Below are 18,311 nucleotides of genomic sequence, written 5' to 3'. Positions count from 1 at the left end.
TCGGCGTGTTGGCGCTTTCTGCGGTGGGGACGGCAGGCGCGCAGGAGCGCACCGTGATCGGAGAAACAGCGGATGGCACGCAGGTGGAATCGATCCTGCTGCGCGACGGCAGCGGCATGCAGGCACGGGTGATCACCCTCGGTGCCGCCCTGCACTCGCTTGAAGTGCCGGACCGTGACGGCAAGTACGCGGACGTGCTGCTGGGCGACCGCAACCTGCAGGCCACGCTGGACAACCCGCAGTACTTCGGCACCATCGTGGGCCGCTTCGCCAATCGCATTGCCAAGGGTCGCTTCACCCTGGACGGAAAGTCCTACCAGGTGCCGGTCAACAACGGCGTCAATGCACTCCATGGCGGCAAGCGCGGCTTCGACAAGGTGGTCTGGAAAGTAGTTGAAGCCACTGCAGATCATGCCACCCTGCAGCACGTCAGCCCGGATGGTGACCAAGGCTTCCCCGGCACGCTCACCGTGACCGCCACTTACGCGTTGAAGGGCAACGGCCGGTTGGAGATCGACTACAGCGCAACCACCGACGCGCCGACCATCGTCAACCTCAGCAACCATGCGTACTGGAATCTGTCCGGTGAAGGTTCGGGCTCGGCGATGGAGCATGAACTCACCATTCCGGCCAGCGCCTACACGCCCGTCGATGCCACCCTGATCCCTACCGGTGTGCTGCAGCCGGTGGACGGCACGGTGTTCGACTTCCGCACCGCCAAGCCCATCGGCCGCGACCTGCGCCGGGGCGACGAGCCGCAGCTGCTGATCGGCCAAGGGTATGACCACAACTTCGTGATCAGCAAGACGCCTTCGCGCGAGCTGCGCGAAGTGGCGCGCGTGCACGATCCGCGTTCGGGCCGGGTGATGGTGTTGAGTTCTACCCAGCCCGGGCTGCAGTTCTACTCCGGCAATTTCCTGGACGGCAGCACGGTCGGCAAGAGTGGCCGCGTGTACCGCCAGGGCGATGCCATCGCGCTGGAACCGCAACTTTTCCCGGACACGCCCAATCAGCCGGCGTTTGGTTCGGGTCGACTGGCTCCGGGCGAAACCTATCTGAACCGCATCGTCTACGACTTCTCGACGGACCGACAGACCCCGAAGCGCCGTTGATCGCGCGCACACATTGATCGCCGGTCCGCGCACCGGCCCCATGACCTGATACGCAACGCCCGACTCCCGGTAGCCACCGGGACGGGCAGCTCATGACTGAAGGAGATGCACCTCATGCGTAAGTGGCTTACCCCGTTGCTGGCGACGATGCTCGCCGTGGCCCCGCTGGCACAGGCGAACGATGCAGCGCGCTGGACCCCGGCAGAAGCCGATGCCTGGTATGCGAAACAGGAGTGGCTGGTCGGTGCCAACTACACCACCTCCAATGCCATCAACCAGCTGGAGATGTTCCAGGCCGACACCTTCGACCCGGCGGCGATCGACCGCGAACTGGGTTGGGCCAAACAGCAGTTCGGCATGAACACCATGCGCGTCTACCTGCATGACCTGCTGTGGCAGCAGGATCCGCAGGGTTTCCTGAAGCGGGTGGACACATTCCTGAGCATCGCAGAAAAGCATGGCATCAAGCCGATGCTGGTGCTGTTCGACAGCTGCTGGGACCCGGACCCGGTGCTCGGCCCGCAGCGCCGCCCGATTCCCGGCGTGCACAACTCCGGCTGGGTGCAGAGCCCGAGCCGCCACATGCTGGTCGACCGCGCCAACGATGCGCACTTCCAGGCCTATGTGGAAGGTGTGATTGGTCATTTCGCCAACGACAAGCGCGTGCTCGCCTGGGACCTGTGGAATGAACCGGACAACCCGGGCGGCGGCAACTACATGGACAAGCAGCTGAAGGGCGAGCAGGAGCGCATTGCCGAACTGCTGCCGAAGATCTTTGACTGGGCCCGCGCCAAGCAGCCGGTACAGCCGCTGACCAGCGGTGTGTGGATCGGCGACGACTGGTCGCCGGGAGCGGCCTCGCTCACCTCGATCCAGCGCACCCAGCTGGAGCAGTCCGATGTGATCACCTTCCACAACTACGAACAGCCTGAAGCGTTCGTTTCGCGCATCGCCCAGCTGCGCAAGTATGGCCGCCCGCTGATCTGCACCGAGTGGCTGGCACGCGGTAACGGCTCCAACGTCGACACCATCCTGCCGATCGCCCGCCGCGAGAACATCGGCATGATCAACTGGGGCTTCGTTGACGGCGCGATCCAGACCCGCTTCCCGTGGGACAGCTGGCAGCGCCCCTACACGATGGAGCCGCCGACCGTGTGGTTCCACGACCTGCTGCACACCGACGGCACCCCGTACCGGGCCCGCGAGGCGGAGCTGTTCCTCAACCTTGCCAAGACCCCGCGCAAGAGCGTGCCCGCTTTCTGACACCTGACCCTCCGCCCTCCCCCGAGGGCGGAGCACCCAACCGCGCTCGTTTTCCGGAATCCGGAGAGACCGACATGACCCGTAGTTCATCCCGCACCCTGCTTTCCCTGGCCATTGTGTCCGCACTTGCCCTGCCCGCTTTCGCGCAGGCCCAGGACGAAGGTGCGGCCAGTGCCGAACCGCAGCCCTCGGGGCAGCAGACCGCCGTCGACCTGGATACGGTCACGGTGACCGCACTGCGCCAGAGCCTGGAGACTGCCCAGACGATCAAGCAGGAGGCGGCCATGGTGGTCGACTCCATCGTGGCCGAGGACATCGGCAAGCTGCCCGACAACAGCGTGGCCGATGCACTGCAGCGCGTCACCGGCGTGCAGATTTCGCAGGGCAACCAGGGCGAAACCACCGGCGTGGTGATCCGTGGCCTGCCCAATGTGATCAGCACGCTCAATGGCCGCGAGATCTTCAGCAGTTCCGGTCGCGGCTACGCGTTCCAGAACCTGCCGGCAACCGCCATTAAAAGCCTGAACGTCTACAAGAGCAGCGAGGCCAGCCTGCCGCTGGGTGGCATCGCCGGCCTCGTGGACATCCAGCTGCGCCGCCCGCTGGACTTTGACGGGCTGGAGATTGCCGGCACCGCAACTGGCACCCACAGCAAGTACAGCGGCGACGTGGATCCGTCGGCCAGCCTGATGCTGAGCAACCGCTGGGATACCGATGCCGGTGAGATCGGCGCGATGGTCAACTTCGGCTACATCGGAAAGCGTTACGAATACGATGCGGTCTGGGGCGACTTCCCGAAGGTGCTGGAGAACCCGGATGGCACGCCGATGCGTACCGATGCGGGCAACCTGATTGCCGCGCCGAACGGCTGGGGTACCAACTACAACCACGGCGATCGCGATCGCAGCTCGTTCAACTACGCCCTGCAGTGGAAGCCGACCGAGAACACCGAGTTGTACGTCGAGGGTCTGTACGACTACGTGCGTGACAACTACGACCAGGCCTTCTTCTTCAGCTTCCCCGTGGGCGTGGTGCCGCCGAGCAGTCTGCAGGTGGGCAACAACTGCTACGCCAACCAGCTGGCCGGACCACTTGAGGGGCAGACCATCTGCGATGCCACCAGCGGCTCGTGGACCGGCGACACCTATGCCGCCAGCAGCACCCAGGCGCACAAGCAGCGCGGCCAGGACATCCAGAACGCGCTCGGCTTCAAATGGCGCGGTGATCAGCTGCGGTTGTCCACCGAAGTGGCACGCACCTCGGGCTACTACCGCGATGAGAACTTCATCATCGACACCTTCCTGAGCGGTCCCATCACCACCAACTGGGACGGCACCTCGGGCAAGCACCAGAACTGGTACCTGGCCGGTGACCCGGGCATGGACCCGTCGCGCTTCTATCTCAACGGCCTGTTCCAGACCTGGGGCGAGTCCCGCGGTGAGGAAAACAGCTGGCGCGGTGACGGCGTGTTCGAGTTCCTCGACGGCCCGATTGCCAACATCCAGTTCGGCCTGCGCTATGCCGACCGCACTGCCAGTGCCAAGGGCAGCGTGGAAATCAGCACCCCGCCCCCGGGGGGGGCCGGCACCGGCAACATCACCGCCAATCCGAACCCGGCCAACCAGGTAGTCGGCCTGTTCCCGGCCAACAGCTTCTTCTGCACCAAGCAGGGCAACTCGGCGCTCAGCCAGTCGTTCCTCACCCCCTGCTACGACTACCTGATCGGCAACGCCGACGAACTGCGTGCCTACTACGGCCTGCCTGCGGGCCTCGCGCCGGAGAATCCCGGCCGCTTCTTCGACATCCAGGAACGCAAGTCCGCCGGTTACCTGCAGACCAAGTACGACTTCGACCTGTTCGGCCTGCGCGTGGACGGCCTGGTCGGCGTGCGTGCGGAGCAGATCAAGCGCGAATTGAATGCCTATTCGTTCGATGCCAGCACCGGCATCTACAGCGCAATCACCCGCGACACCAAAGACACCAATACGTTGCCCAACGCCAGCCTGAACCTGCATTTCAACGAGGAATGGCAGTTGCGCGTGCTGGCCGCCAAGACCCTCAGCTATCCGGACTTTGGCGCACTCAATCCGTCGATCTCGCTGAACCCGGGCACGGTCAATCGCGCCGGCGCTGCCAGCAGCGGCAACCCGGACCTGAGCCCGATCGAGTCGACCAACTACGACATGTCGCTGGAGTGGTACTTCTCGCCGGTCGGCTACATGAGCGCTGGCATCTTCTACCGTGACATCGACGGCTACATCCAAAACTACATCACCAACGTGGTCATCGCCGGCGAAGACTACGAGCTGTCCTCGCCCCAGAGTGCCGGCAGCGGCCATCTGCAGGGCGTCGAGTTTGCCTACCAGCAGACGTTCGATTTCCTGCCCGGTGCCTGGAGTGGTCTGGGCGCGCAGTTCAACTACACCTATATCGAGGGCGACACCAAGTCGCCGGAGTTCATCGGCGGCCCGGTCATTTCCCGTCCGCTGCAGAACGTCTCCAAGAACAACTACAACGCGGTGCTGTTCTACGAGAACTTCGGGCTGTCCGCCCGTCTGGCCTACGGCTACCGCAGCCGTTACATCGACTTCTTCACCCAGCCCACCGTGGCCGGGACCGAAGATCAGGTCGAGCCGGCCAGCTCGCTGGACTTCTCGGTCAGCTACGACATGACCCCGCGCACCACCGTGGTGCTGTCGGCCACCAACCTGCTGGGCAACAACCTGCATCAGTTCTGGGGTAGCGGCGACTCGCGCCCGCGCGACATCCGCTACCAGGACAAGACCTTCGGCCTGGGCTTCCGGTTCAAACTGTAATGAGAAACCACCTGAATATCGCCGCGCCCCTGCCCTCACCCTTTTGTCGGATAATAGGAGTGACCGCGCTTTGCGAAGCGCCACGCCAAAGGGGCACCAGTGAAACGGATCGAGGTACGCAATCTGTACGACCAGGTCGCCCAGGAGATCGGGCAGCGGATCATCAGTGGCGCGCTTCAGCCGGGCGAGTTCCTGCCCAAGGAAGAAACCCTGGCGCAGACCCTGTCGGTCAGCCGGTCGGCGCTGCGCGAGGGGCTGAAGGTGCTCGGCTCCAAGGGGTTGATCGAAACCAAGCAGAAGACCGGTTCGCGGGTGCGCGAACCGCGTCACTGGAAGCAGCTGGACAGCGACATTCTGGCCTGGCGCTGCGCGTTGATGCCCACCCAGGACTTCGTGGAGAAGCTGGTGGAGATGCGCGAGGTGATCGAGCCGGCCGCCGCTGCTTCGGCCGCGGAACGCCGTTCGCCCGCGCAGCTGGCGAAGATCAAGGCGGCGTATCAGGCCATGGCCGATGCGCCCGACCAGGCCGCCTGGGCCAAGGCCGACCTGGCCTTCCACGAGAGTGTGCTGGAAGCCACCAACAACGAGCTGCTGGCCTCGTTGTTCTCGGTGATCGACGCCGCGCTGGGCACGTTCTTCCTGCTCTCGGCGCAGACCGCGAAGGACTTCAAGTACTCGCTGCCGCGACACTTCGACGTGTACGACGCCATCCGGCTGAAGCAGCCGGAGGCCGCGCGTGCCGCCATGCTGGACATGATTGCCGACTCCCGCGCCAACCTGAAGGGCGCGCGCGGTTCCAAGAAGCCTCCACGCTAGAGGAAACCCCATGAGCGCCGCCTGGATGCAACCCCTCCCATTGGTTGCCATCCTGCGCGGGCTCACCCCGCAGGAGGCACCGGCCGTCGGCGCTGCACTGGCCGACGCCGGCTTCCGTATTCTGGAAGTGCCGTTGAACTCTCCACAACCGTTGGAGAGTATTGAACTGCTGGCCCGGCAGCTGGGCGACCGCTGCCTGATCGGTGCCGGTACCGTGCTCACTACGGCACAGGTGGACGACGTCGCCAACGCCGGTGGCCGCATCATCGTGATGCCGCATGCGGACGTGGAGGTGATCGCCCACGCACACGCGAAGGGCCTGCGTTGTACGCCGGGCGTGGCCACCCCGACCGAGGCCTTCGCCGCACTGCGCGCCGGCGCCGACGCGCTGAAGATGTTCCCAGCCGAACAACTGCCGCCACCGGTGCTGAAAGCCTGGTCCAGCGTGCTGCCCAAGGGAACGCCGCTGCTGCCGGTGGGCGGCATCACCCCGGAACGCATGGCCATCTACCGCCAGGCCGGCGCCGCCGGCTTCGGCATCGGCTCCGCGCTTTACGCTCCCAAGACGCCTGCTGATGAAGTGGCACGCCGTGCGCGCGCCTTCATCGACGCCTGGATCGCTCCCCTCACGGACTCCCCCGCATGAAAATCACTGCCATCACCACCTACCAGGTGCCCCCACGTTGGCTCTTCGTCCGTATCGACACCGACGCCGGTATCAGCGGCTGGGGTGAGCCCATCGTGGAAGGTCGCGCGCATACCGTGGCGGCCGCCGTCGAGGAACTGTCCGACTACCTGATCGGCAAGGACCCGCGCCACATCGAAGACCATTGGAACGTGCTGTACCGCGGTGGCTTCTATCGCGGCGGGCCGATTCTGATGAGTGCGTTGGCCGGCCTGGATCAGGCGTTGTGGGACATCCACGGCAAGGCGCTGGGCGTGCCCGTGCACAGCCTGCTCGGCGGGCCGGTGCGCGATCGTATCCGCGTCTATTCGTGGATCGGCGGCGACCGTCCGGCCGATACCGCCCGCGCAGCAAAGGAAGCCGTGGCACGTGGCTTCACCGCGGTGAAGATGAATGCCACCGAAGAGGTGCAGTTCGTCGACACCCACGACAAGGTCACGAAAGTACTCGAGAACGTACAAGCCGTGCGTGACGCGGTGGGTCCCGGCGTGGGCCTGGCAGTGGACTTCCATGGACGTGTGCACAAGCCGATGGCGAAGGTGCTGATGCGCGAGCTCAGCCCGTTCGGCTTGATGTTCATTGAAGAGCCCGTGCTGTCCGAACACCTGGAGTGTATTCCGGAACTGGCGGCCCTCTCCCCCGCCCCGATTGCACTGGGTGAGCGCCTCTATTCGCGCTTCGATTTCAAGCGTGTGCTGCAGACCGGTGGCGTGGACATCATCCAACCGGACCCGTCACATTCGGGCGGCATCACCGAAACCCGCAAGATCGCGGCGATGGCCGAGGCGTACGACGTTGCCCTCGCCCTGCACTGCCCACTGGGCCCGATCGCACTGGCCGCCAACCTGCAGCTGGATGCGGTCTGCTACAACGCCTTCATCCAGGAACAAAGCCTGGGCATCCACTACAACGCCAGCAACGACCTGCTGGACTATCTGGTGGACCGCTCGCCGTTTGACTACAAGGAAGGCTTCGTCACGATTCCGGATGGCCCGGGCCTGGGTATTGAGATCAACCAGGCTTACGTGGACGAGCGTGCCGCTGAAGGCCATCGCTGGCGTAATCCCATCTGGCGCCATGCCGATGGCAGCGTGGCCGAGTGGTGAGCGCAGCGATGACCATGACCCGTTATCCCAGCCTACACAGCCGCGCGGTGCTTGTTACCGGAGGCGCAACCGGCATCGGCGCAGCGTTTGTTGAACACTTCGCGCGGCAAGGTGCCAAGGTGGTGTTCATGGATATTGACAACACTGGTGCCCAGGCGCTGCTGGACAGCCTGACCGATGTCGAGGCGCCGCCGCATTACCTGCACTGCGATATCACGGATATTGCGGCGTTCCAGGCATCCATTGCCGAGGGCCGCCGCAAGGTCGGCGCCTTCTCCGTGCTGGTCAACAACGCTGCCAATGATGCGCGGCATGCCTTGGCCGACTCCGGCGTCTCCGATTTCGAGCGCAGCGTGGCAGTGAACCTGCGCCACCAGTACTTCGCCATCCAGGCCGTGGTCCCGGACATGAAGGCGCTCGGTGGTGGTTCCATCATCTGCCTGGGCTCCACCGGCTGGATGATCAAGAACAGCGGCTACCCACTGTATGCCATGGCCAAATCCGCCGTGCACGGGTTGGTGAACGGTCTCGCCCGCGAGCTGGGCCAGGACCGTATCCGCATCAACGCGCTGGTGCCCGGCTGGGTGATCACCGAGAAACAACAACGTCTGTGGCTTGACGCCGAAGGCGAAGCGCAGCTGCGCCGCTCACAGTGCCTTCCTGGCTACCTGCGTGCCGATGATCTGGCGCGTGCCGCACTGTTCCTTGCCGCCGATGACAGCCGTATGTGCACCGGGCAGGACTTCATCGTCGATGGGGGTTGGGTGTGAGCGGCCCGGTGACGGTAGCCGTTCCCGCTGGCAACACCCTTGGCGAAGGGGTGTTGTGGTGCGAGCGTGATGAGGTGGTGTACTGGACCGACATCGCGCAGTCGCAGCTGTGGCGGTATCGCCCAGCTGATGGTGCGGTGACCACGTGGCCGATGCCGGAACGACTGACGGCGATGGCGCTGTGCGAGGCGGATGGCTGGCTGTTGCTCGCCCTCGCCTCGCGCTTGGCGTTCTTTCATCCTGAGCGCAACGAACTCGTGCACGTGCACGATCTGGTAGTGCCGGCCGCTGGCCGGCACCCCATGAACCCTGCACCGCGCGATGCCGGCCAGCGGCCGGCACTACCGGAGATCCCACCCAATTGCCGGGCAAATGACGGTGCCTGCGACCGCCAAGGCCGCTTCGTCTTCGGCATGCTCCACGAGCCCACCACAGGTCCGAAACAGCCAATCGCCCCGTTCCTCCGCCTCAACCCGGACCTGACCCTGGAAGTCCTCTCACTCCCCACGGTCGCAATCTCCAACAGCATCGCCTTCAGCCCCTCCGGCGAGACCATGTACTTCTGCGATTCACTTCAGAAGCAGATTCTGCAATGCGACTACAGCGCCACGCTGGGGCCGGCGCGACTGTTCGTGGACCTGCGCAGCGAAGCCGGCGAACCCGACGGCAGCGCCATCGATGCCGAAGGCGGCCTCTGGAACGCCCGCTGGGGCGATGCTCGCCTGGTGCGCTACCTGCCGGACGGCACAGAAGATCGCAGCCTTGCGGTACCGGTCAGCCAACCTACCCGGCCAGCGTTCGGCGGACCTGCACTCCAGAACCTGTACATCACCAGCGCCCACGAAGGCCTGGATGCAGCGGCCCGCGCACAGGACCCGCTTGCAGGCCACCTGCTGGCCATCGACCTCGCCGGCATCACCGGCATTCCAGAAGCCCGGTTCGCCGGCGACCCCAACAGCTTGCCGCCCCGCGCCGTGCGCGGGACTTCCGCGGAGATTGCATGAGCCTTTCCACTCTTGATATCAGCATCGTGCTGGCCTATCTGGCGGGCATTTTCATCCTGGCGCAGTGGGTCTCGCGCGAGAAAGCCGGGCAACAGAAGTCCGCCCAGGATTACTTCCTGGCCAGCCGCAGCCTGCCCTGGTGGGCAATTGGTGCCTCGCTGATCGCGGCCAACATCTCCGCCGAGCAGATCATTGGCATGTCCGGTTCCGGCTATGCCATTGGCCTGGCCATCGCGTCCTATGAATGGATGGCTGCCCTCACGCTGCTCATCGTCGGCAAATGGTTCCTGCCGATCTTCCTGCGCAACGGCATCACCACCATGCCGCAGTTCCTGGAGGAACGGTACGGGAACCGCATCCGCACGGTCATGGCGGTGTTCTGGCTGGGCCTGTATGTCTTCGTCAACCTCACCTCGATCCTGTGGCTGGGTTCCATCGCCATTGCCGGGGTTGCAGGCCTCAACCAGGACGTCGCACTGGTGCTGCTGGGTGCCTTCGCGCTGGCGTACCAGCTGTATGGCGGGCTGAAAGCGGTGGCACTGACCGACATCGTGCAGGTCTGCCTGCTGGTGCTGGGCGGCCTGCTGGTGACCTTCATCACTCTCGGGAAGATCGGCAACGGCAGTGTTGCCGATGGCTTCATGCAGCTCTGGCAGCAGCACCCCGAGCGCTTCGAGATGATCCTCAGCAAGGACAATCCCTTCTACAAGGATCTGCCGGGCCTGTCGGTGCTGCTGGGCGGCATGTGGATCGCCAACCTCAGCTACTGGGGCTTCAACCAATACATCATCCAGCGCGCCCTGGCGGCCAAGAGCCTGCAGGAAGCCCAGAAGGGCGTGGTGTTTGCCGCGTTTCTGAAGCTGCTGATTCCGGCCATTGTGGTGGTGCCGGGCATCGCCGCGGTGATGCTGGCCCCGGATCTGGAACGTCCCGACGCCGCCTACCCGACCATGCTCGGCCTGCTGCCCAGCGGCATTCTGGGACTGGTGTTCGCCGCGCTGGTGGCGGCCATCGTGGCCTCGCTGGCGTCGAAGATCAATTCGGTGGCAACCATTTTCACCCTGGACTTCTATGCCAAGCGTGCGCCGGAGGCGTCGCAGGCCAAGCTGGTGCGGGTGGGTCGCATCGCCGCGTCGCTGTCGATTGTGGTCGCCGTGCTGACCGCGCGTCCGCTACTGGGCGGGTTCGACCAAGGCTTCCAGTACATCCAGGAGTTCACCGGCTTCTTCACCCCGGGGATCGTGGTGATCTTCCTGCTGGGGCTGTTCTGGAAGCGTGCCAATGAAGCCGGTGCGCTTGCGGCCGCGGTCGGCTCGTTCGTGCTCTCGCTGGTGTTCAAGCTCGCTTGGCCATCGCTGCCGTTCCTGGACCGCATGGGCGTGGTGTTCCTGGCCACCTTGGTGCTGGGTGTGGGAGTCGCGCTGGCAACGCCTGCCACCGGGGCGCGTGACCGCATCCGTACCGATGACGTCGGCTATGCCACTGCCCCGTCGTTCAATGCCGCCTCGTTGGCGGTGCTGGCGATCCTGGTGGCCCTGTACGCAACTTACTGGTGATGGCCATGCTGATGACGGACCAGAATCGACTCAAGATCCTTGCCGCACGCGTGTTGATCACGGCATCGCTGCTGATCACGACCCTGCCCGCGCTGGCGGTGGACGTGACCTGGACCGATACGGTCACCGTGGATGCAGAAAATGCGGGCTGGGGTCGCATGGCGCGACTGCCTGATGGCCGCTGGCTGGCCGTGACCACGCATTACCCGGGCGGGGATACCACTACCCTGCAGGTGTCGGTCAGCGCGGACAATGCCCGCACGTGGAAACCCCTTGCGAAGGTGAGCGAGCCCAAGCGCAAACTTGATAACGGCGAGCTTTTCGTGCTGCCTGACGGGCGGGTACTGCTGGGCATGCGCTCGCTGATCGACGGTGTTTCCTACCGTTTGAACGTGTACGCCAGCGATGACCAAGGTGGCACCTGGAAATTCCTGAGCACCATCACGCGTAACGAAAAGCCTGCCGGCCGCAAGGACCGAGGGGTGTGGGAACCGGTGTTCACGCAGCTGGACGATGGCAGCCTGTCGGTGGTGTATGCCGATGAAACCCGGGCAGACGAGACCCCGTCGTACAACCAGGTGGTGTCGCAGCAGCTATCTACTGATGGCGGACGCACCTGGGGCAAGCCCGCTACCATCGCGCACCAACCAGGCGGCGGACTGCTCCGCCCCGGTATGCCGGTGATGACGCATCTCCCCGGTGGCGGCTACCTGATTGTGCTGGAAACCTGCGGTGAGGATCCGCAGTGCCCAGTAAGCTACAAGACGTCGCCCGACGGGCGAACCTGGCCTGAAGGCTTGGGCACGCCCATTGCCGACCAGCGCTGCGGTCCGCATGTTATGGCGACTTCAAGTGGCACGATGTTCGTGACCTCCTGCTATAACCAGGTGAGCGCGAGCCTGGACAAGGGAGCGACTTGGCACACCATTGCTCCGCCGGCATGGCCACTGGGATTCAAGCACTCCTGGCCTGCCGTGGTGGAACTGGGTCCGCAGCAGATCGGAGTCATCAACGTGGTCGATGGAACTGTGAAGATCCGTTTCGGCACCTATCGCAACCCCTGACCGCCCTATACTCCGGCTGCTGCACCCCTGCAGCCAGCCGGATGAGGTGGACCATGCCTGTAGTGCGGATTGACCTGATCAAGCGCGCCGACCCGACCGTGGGCCGCCGGATTGGCGAAGTGGTTTACGCGGCCATGCGCGAAACCATCAACGTGCCCGACCGTGACAACTTTCAGTTGATCACCGAGCACGACGCGGCACATTTCGTATTCGACAACAGCTACCTGGGCATTGAGCGCACCGATGCGATGGTATTCATCCATCTCACCATCAGTGAAGGTCGAAGTGTCGAGTTGAAGAAGGCGCTGTTCCAGGCGATTGCCGACGGTATCCACGAGAAGATCGGACTCCGCAAGGAGGATGTCTTCATCTACCTCGTGGAGGTCAGGAAAGAGAACTGGTCGTTCGGTAACGGCGTGGCTCAGTATGTGACCTGAAGCGGCTGGTTCCCCTGCGACAGTTTGCTTTACCGGCAGCTTTGGGACACGTCAATTCCATCCCTGTACTTCAGAACGAATGCCTCCAGGCCGGCAGGCTGTTCAACTGCCCTGCCCGTCTCCAGCGGGCGACCTGCTGGCACCAACTGCGAAAGCATCTCCTCTCGAAACTTCTTCAGGTCTGGAGTCCGTTCATCAGCATTCGCAAAAGCGTTTACTGTAAGCACGAGCGACGAGTTGCTCACAAGCAGCAGCGGAACCCCTTTGCAGTAAAACTGAAATGGCGCAGCTTCATCCGAGCCCGCGCTGATAGCGACGCCATTCGCATCGATCGTCCTGGAATACTCAATGGCACTACTTCTAAGCTCGGCGTACGCCTCGGGTGCGAGTGGGGTGAACGTCTTCAGCTCCGACCCCAGGCTGGTCGGATAGAACACCCAAAACAGAACGCAAACCCAGAGGCACCAGTACAGGGTGCCGAACACGGCGACAATCTTGATCACTTTTCTTTGCATGGGCTGCACTCCAGGCAGGCTTCCAACTCCTCGGCCGCCAAACCAGCACACGACTGATCAATCAAGAACTGCCAGGTTGCGCGCATCGCCAATCCTGAGCTGTACTCGATTTCTAGTACGTCTTTACCGACACTTCTGACAAACCGTTCATTCGGACCAATGGAGATCCGAAGACTTTGACCTCCCGCGTCACGGGCCTCAAGTTGACGCGAGAAGTGCCTGCCATGGTCTCGCCAGCTCACCAAGTCCGCATGGAGTTCGCGCAAAGCCTGCTTGCTCAGGCGCACCTGCGGAAGGTGGACATCGAAGTCAGGGACGATCTCCGCCCTATCGACACTGGCCATTGATCGGTCAAAGTACTGACGCTGAACTTTGATCTCACAGAGCGCACTGGATTCGACTTCGTGATGCATCTCGCATGTGAAAACCTCCCAGCCACTGTTGGATGGAATCGACCAGCTGCGCTTGCTCATCTCGGCACTCCTTGAAATGCACGGGCCTTCGTCACTGCAGACTTGTAGAATTCTTGACCTTCACCGAGTTGTTCATGGGGTGTAGCTTTCGCCGCTGTATATTGCGTTCGGGATTCGCAGCCATCAAATCAGTCAAAGGCAACGATCCTCAGCACCCCATTTGTAACCACCCCATCGCCAAAAACTAGTCTCCTGCAACAGGGGGAACAGCCGGGATTTCCAGTCGCATCCCTGGCGTAGCCGTGCGTCCACCCAGAATGAAATCGACCGGCACCACCAATCGCCCGATCACGGGCGTCTCACCCTGACGCGCCGGCTCGAACCGCATCGTCCGCATCCACTCCATTGCGGATCGGTCCAGGTCCCGGGTGCCGCTTGATTCCAGCACATGCACGTTGACTATTTCACCGACCGGGCTGACATCGACTTCAAGCAAGGTCTTTCCTTCAATGCCACTCCGAAATGCGGCAATGGGATAGCGCGCGACGGGGTGGCGTGAAGCCTCGGGCGTCATTACCGGAAGGGTGGGCAACGGCTTTCCTGGAGACAATCCAACTTCCTCGCGCAATGCCACTTCATTCGAGAAGTCGCACGCCGATTCAAGGTCTTTAACCAGAGACCGCTGGCAATCTTCCTTTCCCTCGCGTCGGCACGCCACCTCGCCCAGCAGGTGGTCATGGGCGCGAGCGCTACAGGCGGTTGGCGTTGATTCGCACCAGGCAACCGTGTTGATCAGTGCGCCCTCCCGCTCGCACTCGGCGGCGTCACCCGCGCCGCACTTGCGTTTGGTGTCGGACAGTTGGCTTCGCAAGGACTGGCAGCCATCGATCAGCGGTGGAGGCGTCTGGACTGCGTACGCTGTACCGGCCAGGAGGCAGCTGATGATCAGCATCAGCTGCAGTGGGCGCGTACGCGGCGGGAGGGTACGTGGGGCCACTGGCGTCCTTGGTGATGGCGTTGGCGGCGTATAGGGTAGCTGATGTCGGACTCTTGCCGCTGCAGCCACGCAGGGCGTGGCTCTACGGGTGCCTAGAAGCTCATGGAGAGCTCTGCTTTGGCTGTTGTCTGGCGGTAGCCGCCATTGCCTGTGTCGCGGCGCAGGCCGATCTCTGCACGCATGTTGGTCGACAGGCGGGCCTGCACTCCGGCGCGGAACTGCGTGATCTGGTCCGAGCCATCGATCTCCACTTCGCTGCCGTCCATCTGCAGCGATGTCTTCGAGCTCTGCCGGACCAGCTGTGCCCCGAGATAGGGCTGGAATCGAATGGTTCTGCCCGCGTGGAAGTCACCCATGACGTCCAGGCCCACCCTGCTCCGCAGCGGCGCGCTTCGCTCAAACGTGAGTTCGGTGCCATTGGCCTCGGTCAAGGCCGAGGGCCCCGACCGGGACCACTCCAGTCCAACGTGCGGTCGCAGCACCACCTTGCCGTCCAGTGAAGCGTTGAGAGCGAAGCCATAGCCGGCCTCTGCCGAGGTGCTCCAGTCGGTGCTGCGGAAGCGCTCCTGGGCCAGGCCGTCGCCTTGGATGCGGTGACGCATCCGTGTGCCGGACGAATCAAATGACAGGCTCAGCCCGGTGGCATCATCGAGCGACTGACGGTAGTCCGCGTAGGCACCCAGCATGACACCAGTCGAGCGGCCCTTGGCGCGGTAGCCGGTGCTGCGCGAAGTGGAATCCACGTCGTACTGCCCCTGTCCACCCTTCACGCCCACCGACCACTGGTCGCTGAGCATCTGGCTGGTGCCCACCTGCAGCGTCTGCCAGCGCCCGTCCACGGCCGCACCGCCCGATGCATTGAAGCGGTGCTCGTTGCCGCGGACGCTGGCCCAGAGGTCGCGGTGGCCTTTGTCGCGCCAGCGTGTGGGACTGTAACGGTCACCGGTGACACGGCCGGGGCGGTCATCGTTGAACATCGAGCGGGAAGCGATGGAAGTAGCCAGATAGGCGGCGGCCTCCGGGCGAAGCATCTGTCCTGCGTCGTCTGGTGCCGGTGCCGGTGCTGGTGCGGGCTCTGCCGGTATCGGCGAAGGCACGGGCTCGACCGGTGCAGGAGCGGGTTCCGGAGTCGGAGTCGGAGTGGGCTCGGGAGTCGGAGAGGGTTCCGGAGAGGGTTCCGGCGTCGGCGCAGGTGTCGGTGCGGGTTCCGGTTCCGGCACAACTTCAATGCTGCTGCTCAGATACCAGTTCCTGTTGGCGGCATCGGCGCTGCTGTTGCCGCCACGACGCAGCTGGTAGTCGTACGCACCGGCCACCACTCGCCCGGCCTGCACGAACTCCGCACCGGACGTTCCATCCACCTGGATGACCTTATGCCCCCAGGACTGTGCCTCCGTACGGGCAATCAGCCCACCCGGGCCACCGGCATTGTCGATGCTCACCTGGGTACTGCCGGTGCTGTTTCCACCAATGTGCAGCAGTGCCGATTCCGTGGCCGCAGCGTCAGCGAGGTAGGCGTCCACCCACAGCCGGCTGAGGTCCTGGCCGGCGTAGTCACCCAGCACGTCAAATTCAGTGCCACGGTGCGGCAAGGCCAGCGTGCCTGCATTGTCCAGCGAACCCACGGACATGCCCTGGGTGTTGTCACCCGCCTGTAGCACCGCACCGGGTGCCACGTTGAATGCTGCCTGGTTGTTGGTGCCGTTGACCACTACCCTGCCCGCGCGCACGTTTCCGCTGCCGCGATAGGTGTTGTTGCCGTTGAGCACCAGCGTGCCCGCACCGGTCTTGTCGAAGCCGCCGGCCAGCGTGCGGCTGACGCCGCCCAGGCTGGCGGCATCATTGTTGTAGATGCCGGTGGTGACGGTGTCTGCGCGGTTGTCCCCAATGTTGTTGTCGAAGTACGCGGTGACGCCCGCCGGGATGTCCAGCTTGCTCTGGCCCCAGGCGAACTGGCCGTAGCCACCCAGGGCGGCATCCGGATTGATCTCGCCCCAGCCAGAGTAGGCATTGATGCCAGCCAGCAGGTTCGCATTCGCGCTGCGGTCGGTGGTGCTCATGTCGGTGGCGGTACCCAGCACCACTTCCATCAGGTTGCGCGCGGACATCCACGGGTAACGCTCCGCAACGCGTGCGGTGATGGCGTTGGCATTGGGTGCCGACCACGACGTACCGCCGGCCAGGCTGTACGACCAGTGGCCGTTCGCCGCACGCAGGATATTGCCACTGGCATCGCGCTGCAGGGTGCCTTCCACCGCCGCCAGACACCAGTACATGGCATGGCCGCAGTTCTGCCGGCTCCAGTTGTACTGGCCCGTGGTGTTGCCGCCCGGCGTGGCCACCACAACCACGTAGTTGCCGTAGTACTGCGCATCTTCCAGCGGCACGGTGCCGTACACGAACGGCTGCACCACCTGGGTATTGCCACTGCCGCTGTTGCCTGCTGCCAGGAAGATCAGGGCGTCGTTGTCCTTGATCTCCCGCCAGGCATTGCGCCACGACGTGGGCACGGAGTTCAGCCGATCATCGGTGATCTGCGATGGGAACCACACGAAATACGAAGCGCTCATGGTACGCGCACCGAAGCCGTCCGGGTCGCTGGCGGTCGCGAAGGCATTCCACCAGTCATCGACCGTGCTGCCACTGCCGGTGAGCAGCGTGGCCTCGGGCACGATGTGCAGCAGCGAATAGCTCATCCACGCGCCGTGGCCGCCGCCATGCACGGCCTGGTAGGACATCTGGTTCTCGATCGTCAGCCCGTTCTCGGTTTTCGAGAACAGCCCCACGTACTGCCCGTCGACTTTGAGCACGTTGTCGGCAAAGCCGGTCATGTCCGGCTCGCCCAGTGCGGTCGCGGCGGCCGCGTCCGTCAGCGAAAGTGGATTGATGCCGGTGTCGTAGTGGAACAGGCGGATTCCATCTCCGTCCAGCCCGTTGAGCTGGTCGTCTGAGGCCTTCTGGTAGGTGGACGTGCTGGGTGCTGCCGCGGCTGTGCCGGTCAGGCCGGTCAACGTGGCCGCGCCCATCAGCCAGGCCTTCGGCAGCCGTCGGGCTACGTCGTGTTCCGCTGCAGCCGTGTAATCGAGCACAACATCAAATCGGCCCGTTGCCTTGTTCCAGGCAATGCGCTTCGTGTACGCCATGTTTTCCCCAAGAGCAGTTGAAACAAGCTGATCTTCGGCTCCCCAGCCGGAGGGTATCCCCTCAAGGCAGCCGTGGCTGCCTGATCAGTGCCGCATCGTACTACATCGTCCCGGGCCGAACTTCACAGTCGCTCACAGTCCGGACATGGCGGACCGTTCGTCAACTACCTGGCTGACTCTCGACGTCACGCGCCAACTGGACTGCATGAAATGTCTGGGGCTTTCCCATGAATTCAGTTGCGACCGAGGCTATGAGAAAGCATGTCACGGAAACGAGGCATGCTGAAGATCCACCCGTTTCTTACAACGTCGGCTGGATCGAGCTTCTGGTCAGGATGCAGTGCAAAATAGCGCTCGCTAGCCCGCATCAAAGAAACTGACTCCCCGGGAAAGCGCGAACGAAGTACCATTGCGGCCAATCGGAACACGTTGGCTTCACGCTGATCCTCCGCCGATGAGGCCAATCCCATGGCGACAGCGGAACAGCGGACGAGCATTGCAGACTCGATTTCTCTGGCAGTCATTGCCCGCCCTCCTGCGCGCACGGGAAACTCTGATTCGAACCTTGCTCAGTCTAACCCGAAACACAGCGGGTGCCTCCGCCCGGTCCCTAT

The 18,311-nt window shown here is 63.7% G+C and carries 16 protein-coding genes; 11 read left to right on the top strand and 5 right to left on the bottom strand.

Annotated elements, in window-relative coordinates; genetic code table 11:
- Positions 1-53: 53 nt before the first annotated feature.
- From RT551_RS06050 to RT551_RS06000, 11 genes are all read left to right on the top strand, one after another.
- On the top strand, positions 54-1,112 hold the full coding sequence (locus tag RT551_RS06050; RefSeq protein ID WP_313456481.1) for an aldose epimerase family protein: 1,059 nt from the start codon (positions 54-56) through the stop codon (positions 1,110-1,112).
- A gap of 114 nt (positions 1,113-1,226) precedes the next feature.
- Positions 1,227-2,375, top strand: coding sequence for a cellulase family glycosylhydrolase (locus tag RT551_RS06045; protein ID WP_313456479.1), 1,149 nt, complete (start codon positions 1,227-1,229; stop codon positions 2,373-2,375).
- A 74-nt stretch (positions 2,376-2,449) separates the two neighbouring features.
- Positions 2,450-5,191 (top strand): TonB-dependent receptor, encoded by a 2,742-nt coding sequence (locus RT551_RS06040; RefSeq protein ID WP_313456477.1) that lies wholly within the window; start codon positions 2,450-2,452, stop codon positions 5,189-5,191.
- Between the two features lie 99 nt (positions 5,192-5,290).
- Positions 5,291-6,007 carry a FadR/GntR family transcriptional regulator gene (locus RT551_RS06035; protein ID WP_313456475.1) on the top strand — a complete coding sequence of 239 codons (717 nt, stop codon included), beginning with the start codon at positions 5,291-5,293 and terminating at the stop codon, positions 6,005-6,007.
- A 10-nt stretch (positions 6,008-6,017) separates the two neighbouring features.
- Positions 6,018-6,653: a 2-dehydro-3-deoxy-6-phosphogalactonate aldolase gene (locus tag RT551_RS06030; RefSeq protein WP_313456473.1), complete on the top strand. Its 636-nt coding sequence runs from the start codon at positions 6,018-6,020 to the stop codon at positions 6,651-6,653.
- On the top strand, positions 6,650-7,798 hold the full coding sequence (dgoD, locus tag RT551_RS06025) for a galactonate dehydratase (protein WP_313456472.1): 1,149 nt from the start codon (positions 6,650-6,652) through the stop codon (positions 7,796-7,798). The genes RT551_RS06030 and dgoD overlap by 4 nt, the downstream gene beginning before the upstream one ends.
- Before the next feature lie 14 nt (positions 7,799-7,812).
- On the top strand, positions 7,813-8,568 hold the full coding sequence (locus RT551_RS06020) for an SDR family oxidoreductase (protein ID WP_313456469.1): 756 nt from the start codon (positions 7,813-7,815) through the stop codon (positions 8,566-8,568).
- Positions 8,569-8,576: 8 nt separating this feature from the next.
- Positions 8,577-9,572: an SMP-30/gluconolactonase/LRE family protein gene (locus tag RT551_RS06015; protein ID WP_313456466.1), complete on the top strand. Its 996-nt coding sequence runs from the start codon at positions 8,577-8,579 to the stop codon at positions 9,570-9,572.
- The gene (locus RT551_RS06010; protein WP_313456464.1) at positions 9,569-11,128 is read left to right on the top strand and encodes a sodium/sugar symporter; all 1,560 of its coding nucleotides are present in this window, start codon (positions 9,569-9,571) and stop codon (positions 11,126-11,128) included. The genes RT551_RS06015 and RT551_RS06010 overlap by 4 nt, the downstream gene beginning before the upstream one ends.
- The gene (locus RT551_RS06005) at positions 11,128-12,192 is read left to right on the top strand and encodes a sialidase family protein (RefSeq protein WP_313456462.1); all 1,065 of its coding nucleotides are present in this window, start codon (positions 11,128-11,130) and stop codon (positions 12,190-12,192) included. The genes RT551_RS06010 and RT551_RS06005 overlap by 1 nt, the downstream gene beginning before the upstream one ends.
- A 53-nt stretch (positions 12,193-12,245) precedes the next feature.
- Positions 12,246-12,629 carry a tautomerase family protein gene (locus RT551_RS06000; protein WP_313456459.1) on the top strand — a complete coding sequence of 128 codons (384 nt, stop codon included), beginning with the start codon at positions 12,246-12,248 and terminating at the stop codon, positions 12,627-12,629.
- A gap of 29 nt (positions 12,630-12,658) precedes the next feature.
- Here RT551_RS06000 and RT551_RS05995 read toward each other — a convergent pair whose 3' ends face one another.
- From RT551_RS05995 to RT551_RS05975, 5 genes are all read right to left on the bottom strand, one after another.
- Positions 12,659-13,144 (bottom strand): hypothetical protein, encoded by a 486-nt coding sequence (locus tag RT551_RS05995; protein ID WP_313456458.1) that lies wholly within the window; start codon positions 13,142-13,144, stop codon positions 12,659-12,661.
- A complete protein-coding gene (locus tag RT551_RS05990; protein ID WP_313456455.1) occupies positions 13,129-13,617 on the bottom strand; it encodes a hypothetical protein in 489 nt (162 codons plus the stop codon). The genes RT551_RS05995 and RT551_RS05990 overlap by 16 nt, the downstream gene beginning before the upstream one ends.
- Positions 13,618-13,801: 184 nt before the next feature.
- The gene (locus tag RT551_RS05985) at positions 13,802-14,509 is read right to left on the bottom strand and encodes an energy transducer TonB (RefSeq protein WP_313456453.1); all 708 of its coding nucleotides are present in this window, start codon (positions 14,507-14,509) and stop codon (positions 13,802-13,804) included.
- A gap of 137 nt (positions 14,510-14,646) precedes the next feature.
- Positions 14,647-17,697 carry an autotransporter outer membrane beta-barrel domain-containing protein gene (locus RT551_RS05980; RefSeq protein WP_313456451.1) on the bottom strand — a complete coding sequence of 1,017 codons (3,051 nt, stop codon included), beginning with the start codon at positions 17,695-17,697 and terminating at the stop codon, positions 14,647-14,649.
- A gap of 233 nt (positions 17,698-17,930) precedes the next feature.
- Positions 17,931-18,221, bottom strand: a complete 291-nt coding sequence (locus RT551_RS05975) for a hypothetical protein (RefSeq protein WP_313456448.1) — start codon at positions 18,219-18,221, stop codon at positions 17,931-17,933.
- Positions 18,222-18,311 lie beyond the last annotated feature (90 nt).

It is taken from the genome of Stenotrophomonas sp., from assembly GCF_032103445.1.
Lineage (GTDB): Bacteria > Pseudomonadota > Gammaproteobacteria > Xanthomonadales > Xanthomonadaceae > Stenotrophomonas.
The sequence above is the reverse complement of the archived record's forward strand: the minus strand, read 5'-3'. Positions and strand labels throughout refer to the sequence as shown.

What these genes read in the sequence shown, in the direction of transcription:
- RT551_RS05980 (WP_313456451.1), bottom strand. Translation starts at nt 17,697, where the DNA reads ATGGCGTACACGAAGCGCATTGCCTGGAACAAGGCAACGGGCCGATTT.
- RT551_RS06005 (WP_313456462.1), top strand. Translation starts at nt 11,128, where the DNA reads ATGGCCATGCTGATGACGGACCAGAATCGACTCAAGATCCTTGCCGCA.
- RT551_RS05995 (WP_313456458.1), bottom strand. Translation starts at nt 13,144, where the DNA reads ATGCAAAGAAAAGTGATCAAGATTGTCGCCGTGTTCGGCACCCTGTAC.
- RT551_RS06000 (WP_313456459.1), top strand. Translation starts at nt 12,246, where the DNA reads ATGCCTGTAGTGCGGATTGACCTGATCAAGCGCGCCGACCCGACCGTG.
- RT551_RS05990 (WP_313456455.1), bottom strand. Translation starts at nt 13,617, where the DNA reads ATGAGCAAGCGCAGCTGGTCGATTCCATCCAACAGTGGCTGGGAGGTT.
- RT551_RS05985 (WP_313456453.1), bottom strand. Translation starts at nt 14,509, where the DNA reads ATGCTGATCATCAGCTGCCTCCTGGCCGGTACAGCGTACGCAGTCCAG.
- RT551_RS06045 (WP_313456479.1), top strand. Translation starts at nt 1,227, where the DNA reads ATGCGTAAGTGGCTTACCCCGTTGCTGGCGACGATGCTCGCCGTGGCC.
- RT551_RS06020 (WP_313456469.1), top strand. Translation starts at nt 7,813, where the DNA reads ATGACCCGTTATCCCAGCCTACACAGCCGCGCGGTGCTTGTTACCGGA.
- RT551_RS06040 (WP_313456477.1), top strand. Translation starts at nt 2,450, where the DNA reads ATGACCCGTAGTTCATCCCGCACCCTGCTTTCCCTGGCCATTGTGTCC.
- dgoD (WP_313456472.1), top strand. Translation starts at nt 6,650, where the DNA reads ATGAAAATCACTGCCATCACCACCTACCAGGTGCCCCCACGTTGGCTC.
- RT551_RS06010 (WP_313456464.1), top strand. Translation starts at nt 9,569, where the DNA reads ATGAGCCTTTCCACTCTTGATATCAGCATCGTGCTGGCCTATCTGGCG.
- RT551_RS06030 (WP_313456473.1), top strand. Translation starts at nt 6,018, where the DNA reads ATGAGCGCCGCCTGGATGCAACCCCTCCCATTGGTTGCCATCCTGCGC.
- RT551_RS05975 (WP_313456448.1), bottom strand. Translation starts at nt 18,221, where the DNA reads ATGACTGCCAGAGAAATCGAGTCTGCAATGCTCGTCCGCTGTTCCGCT.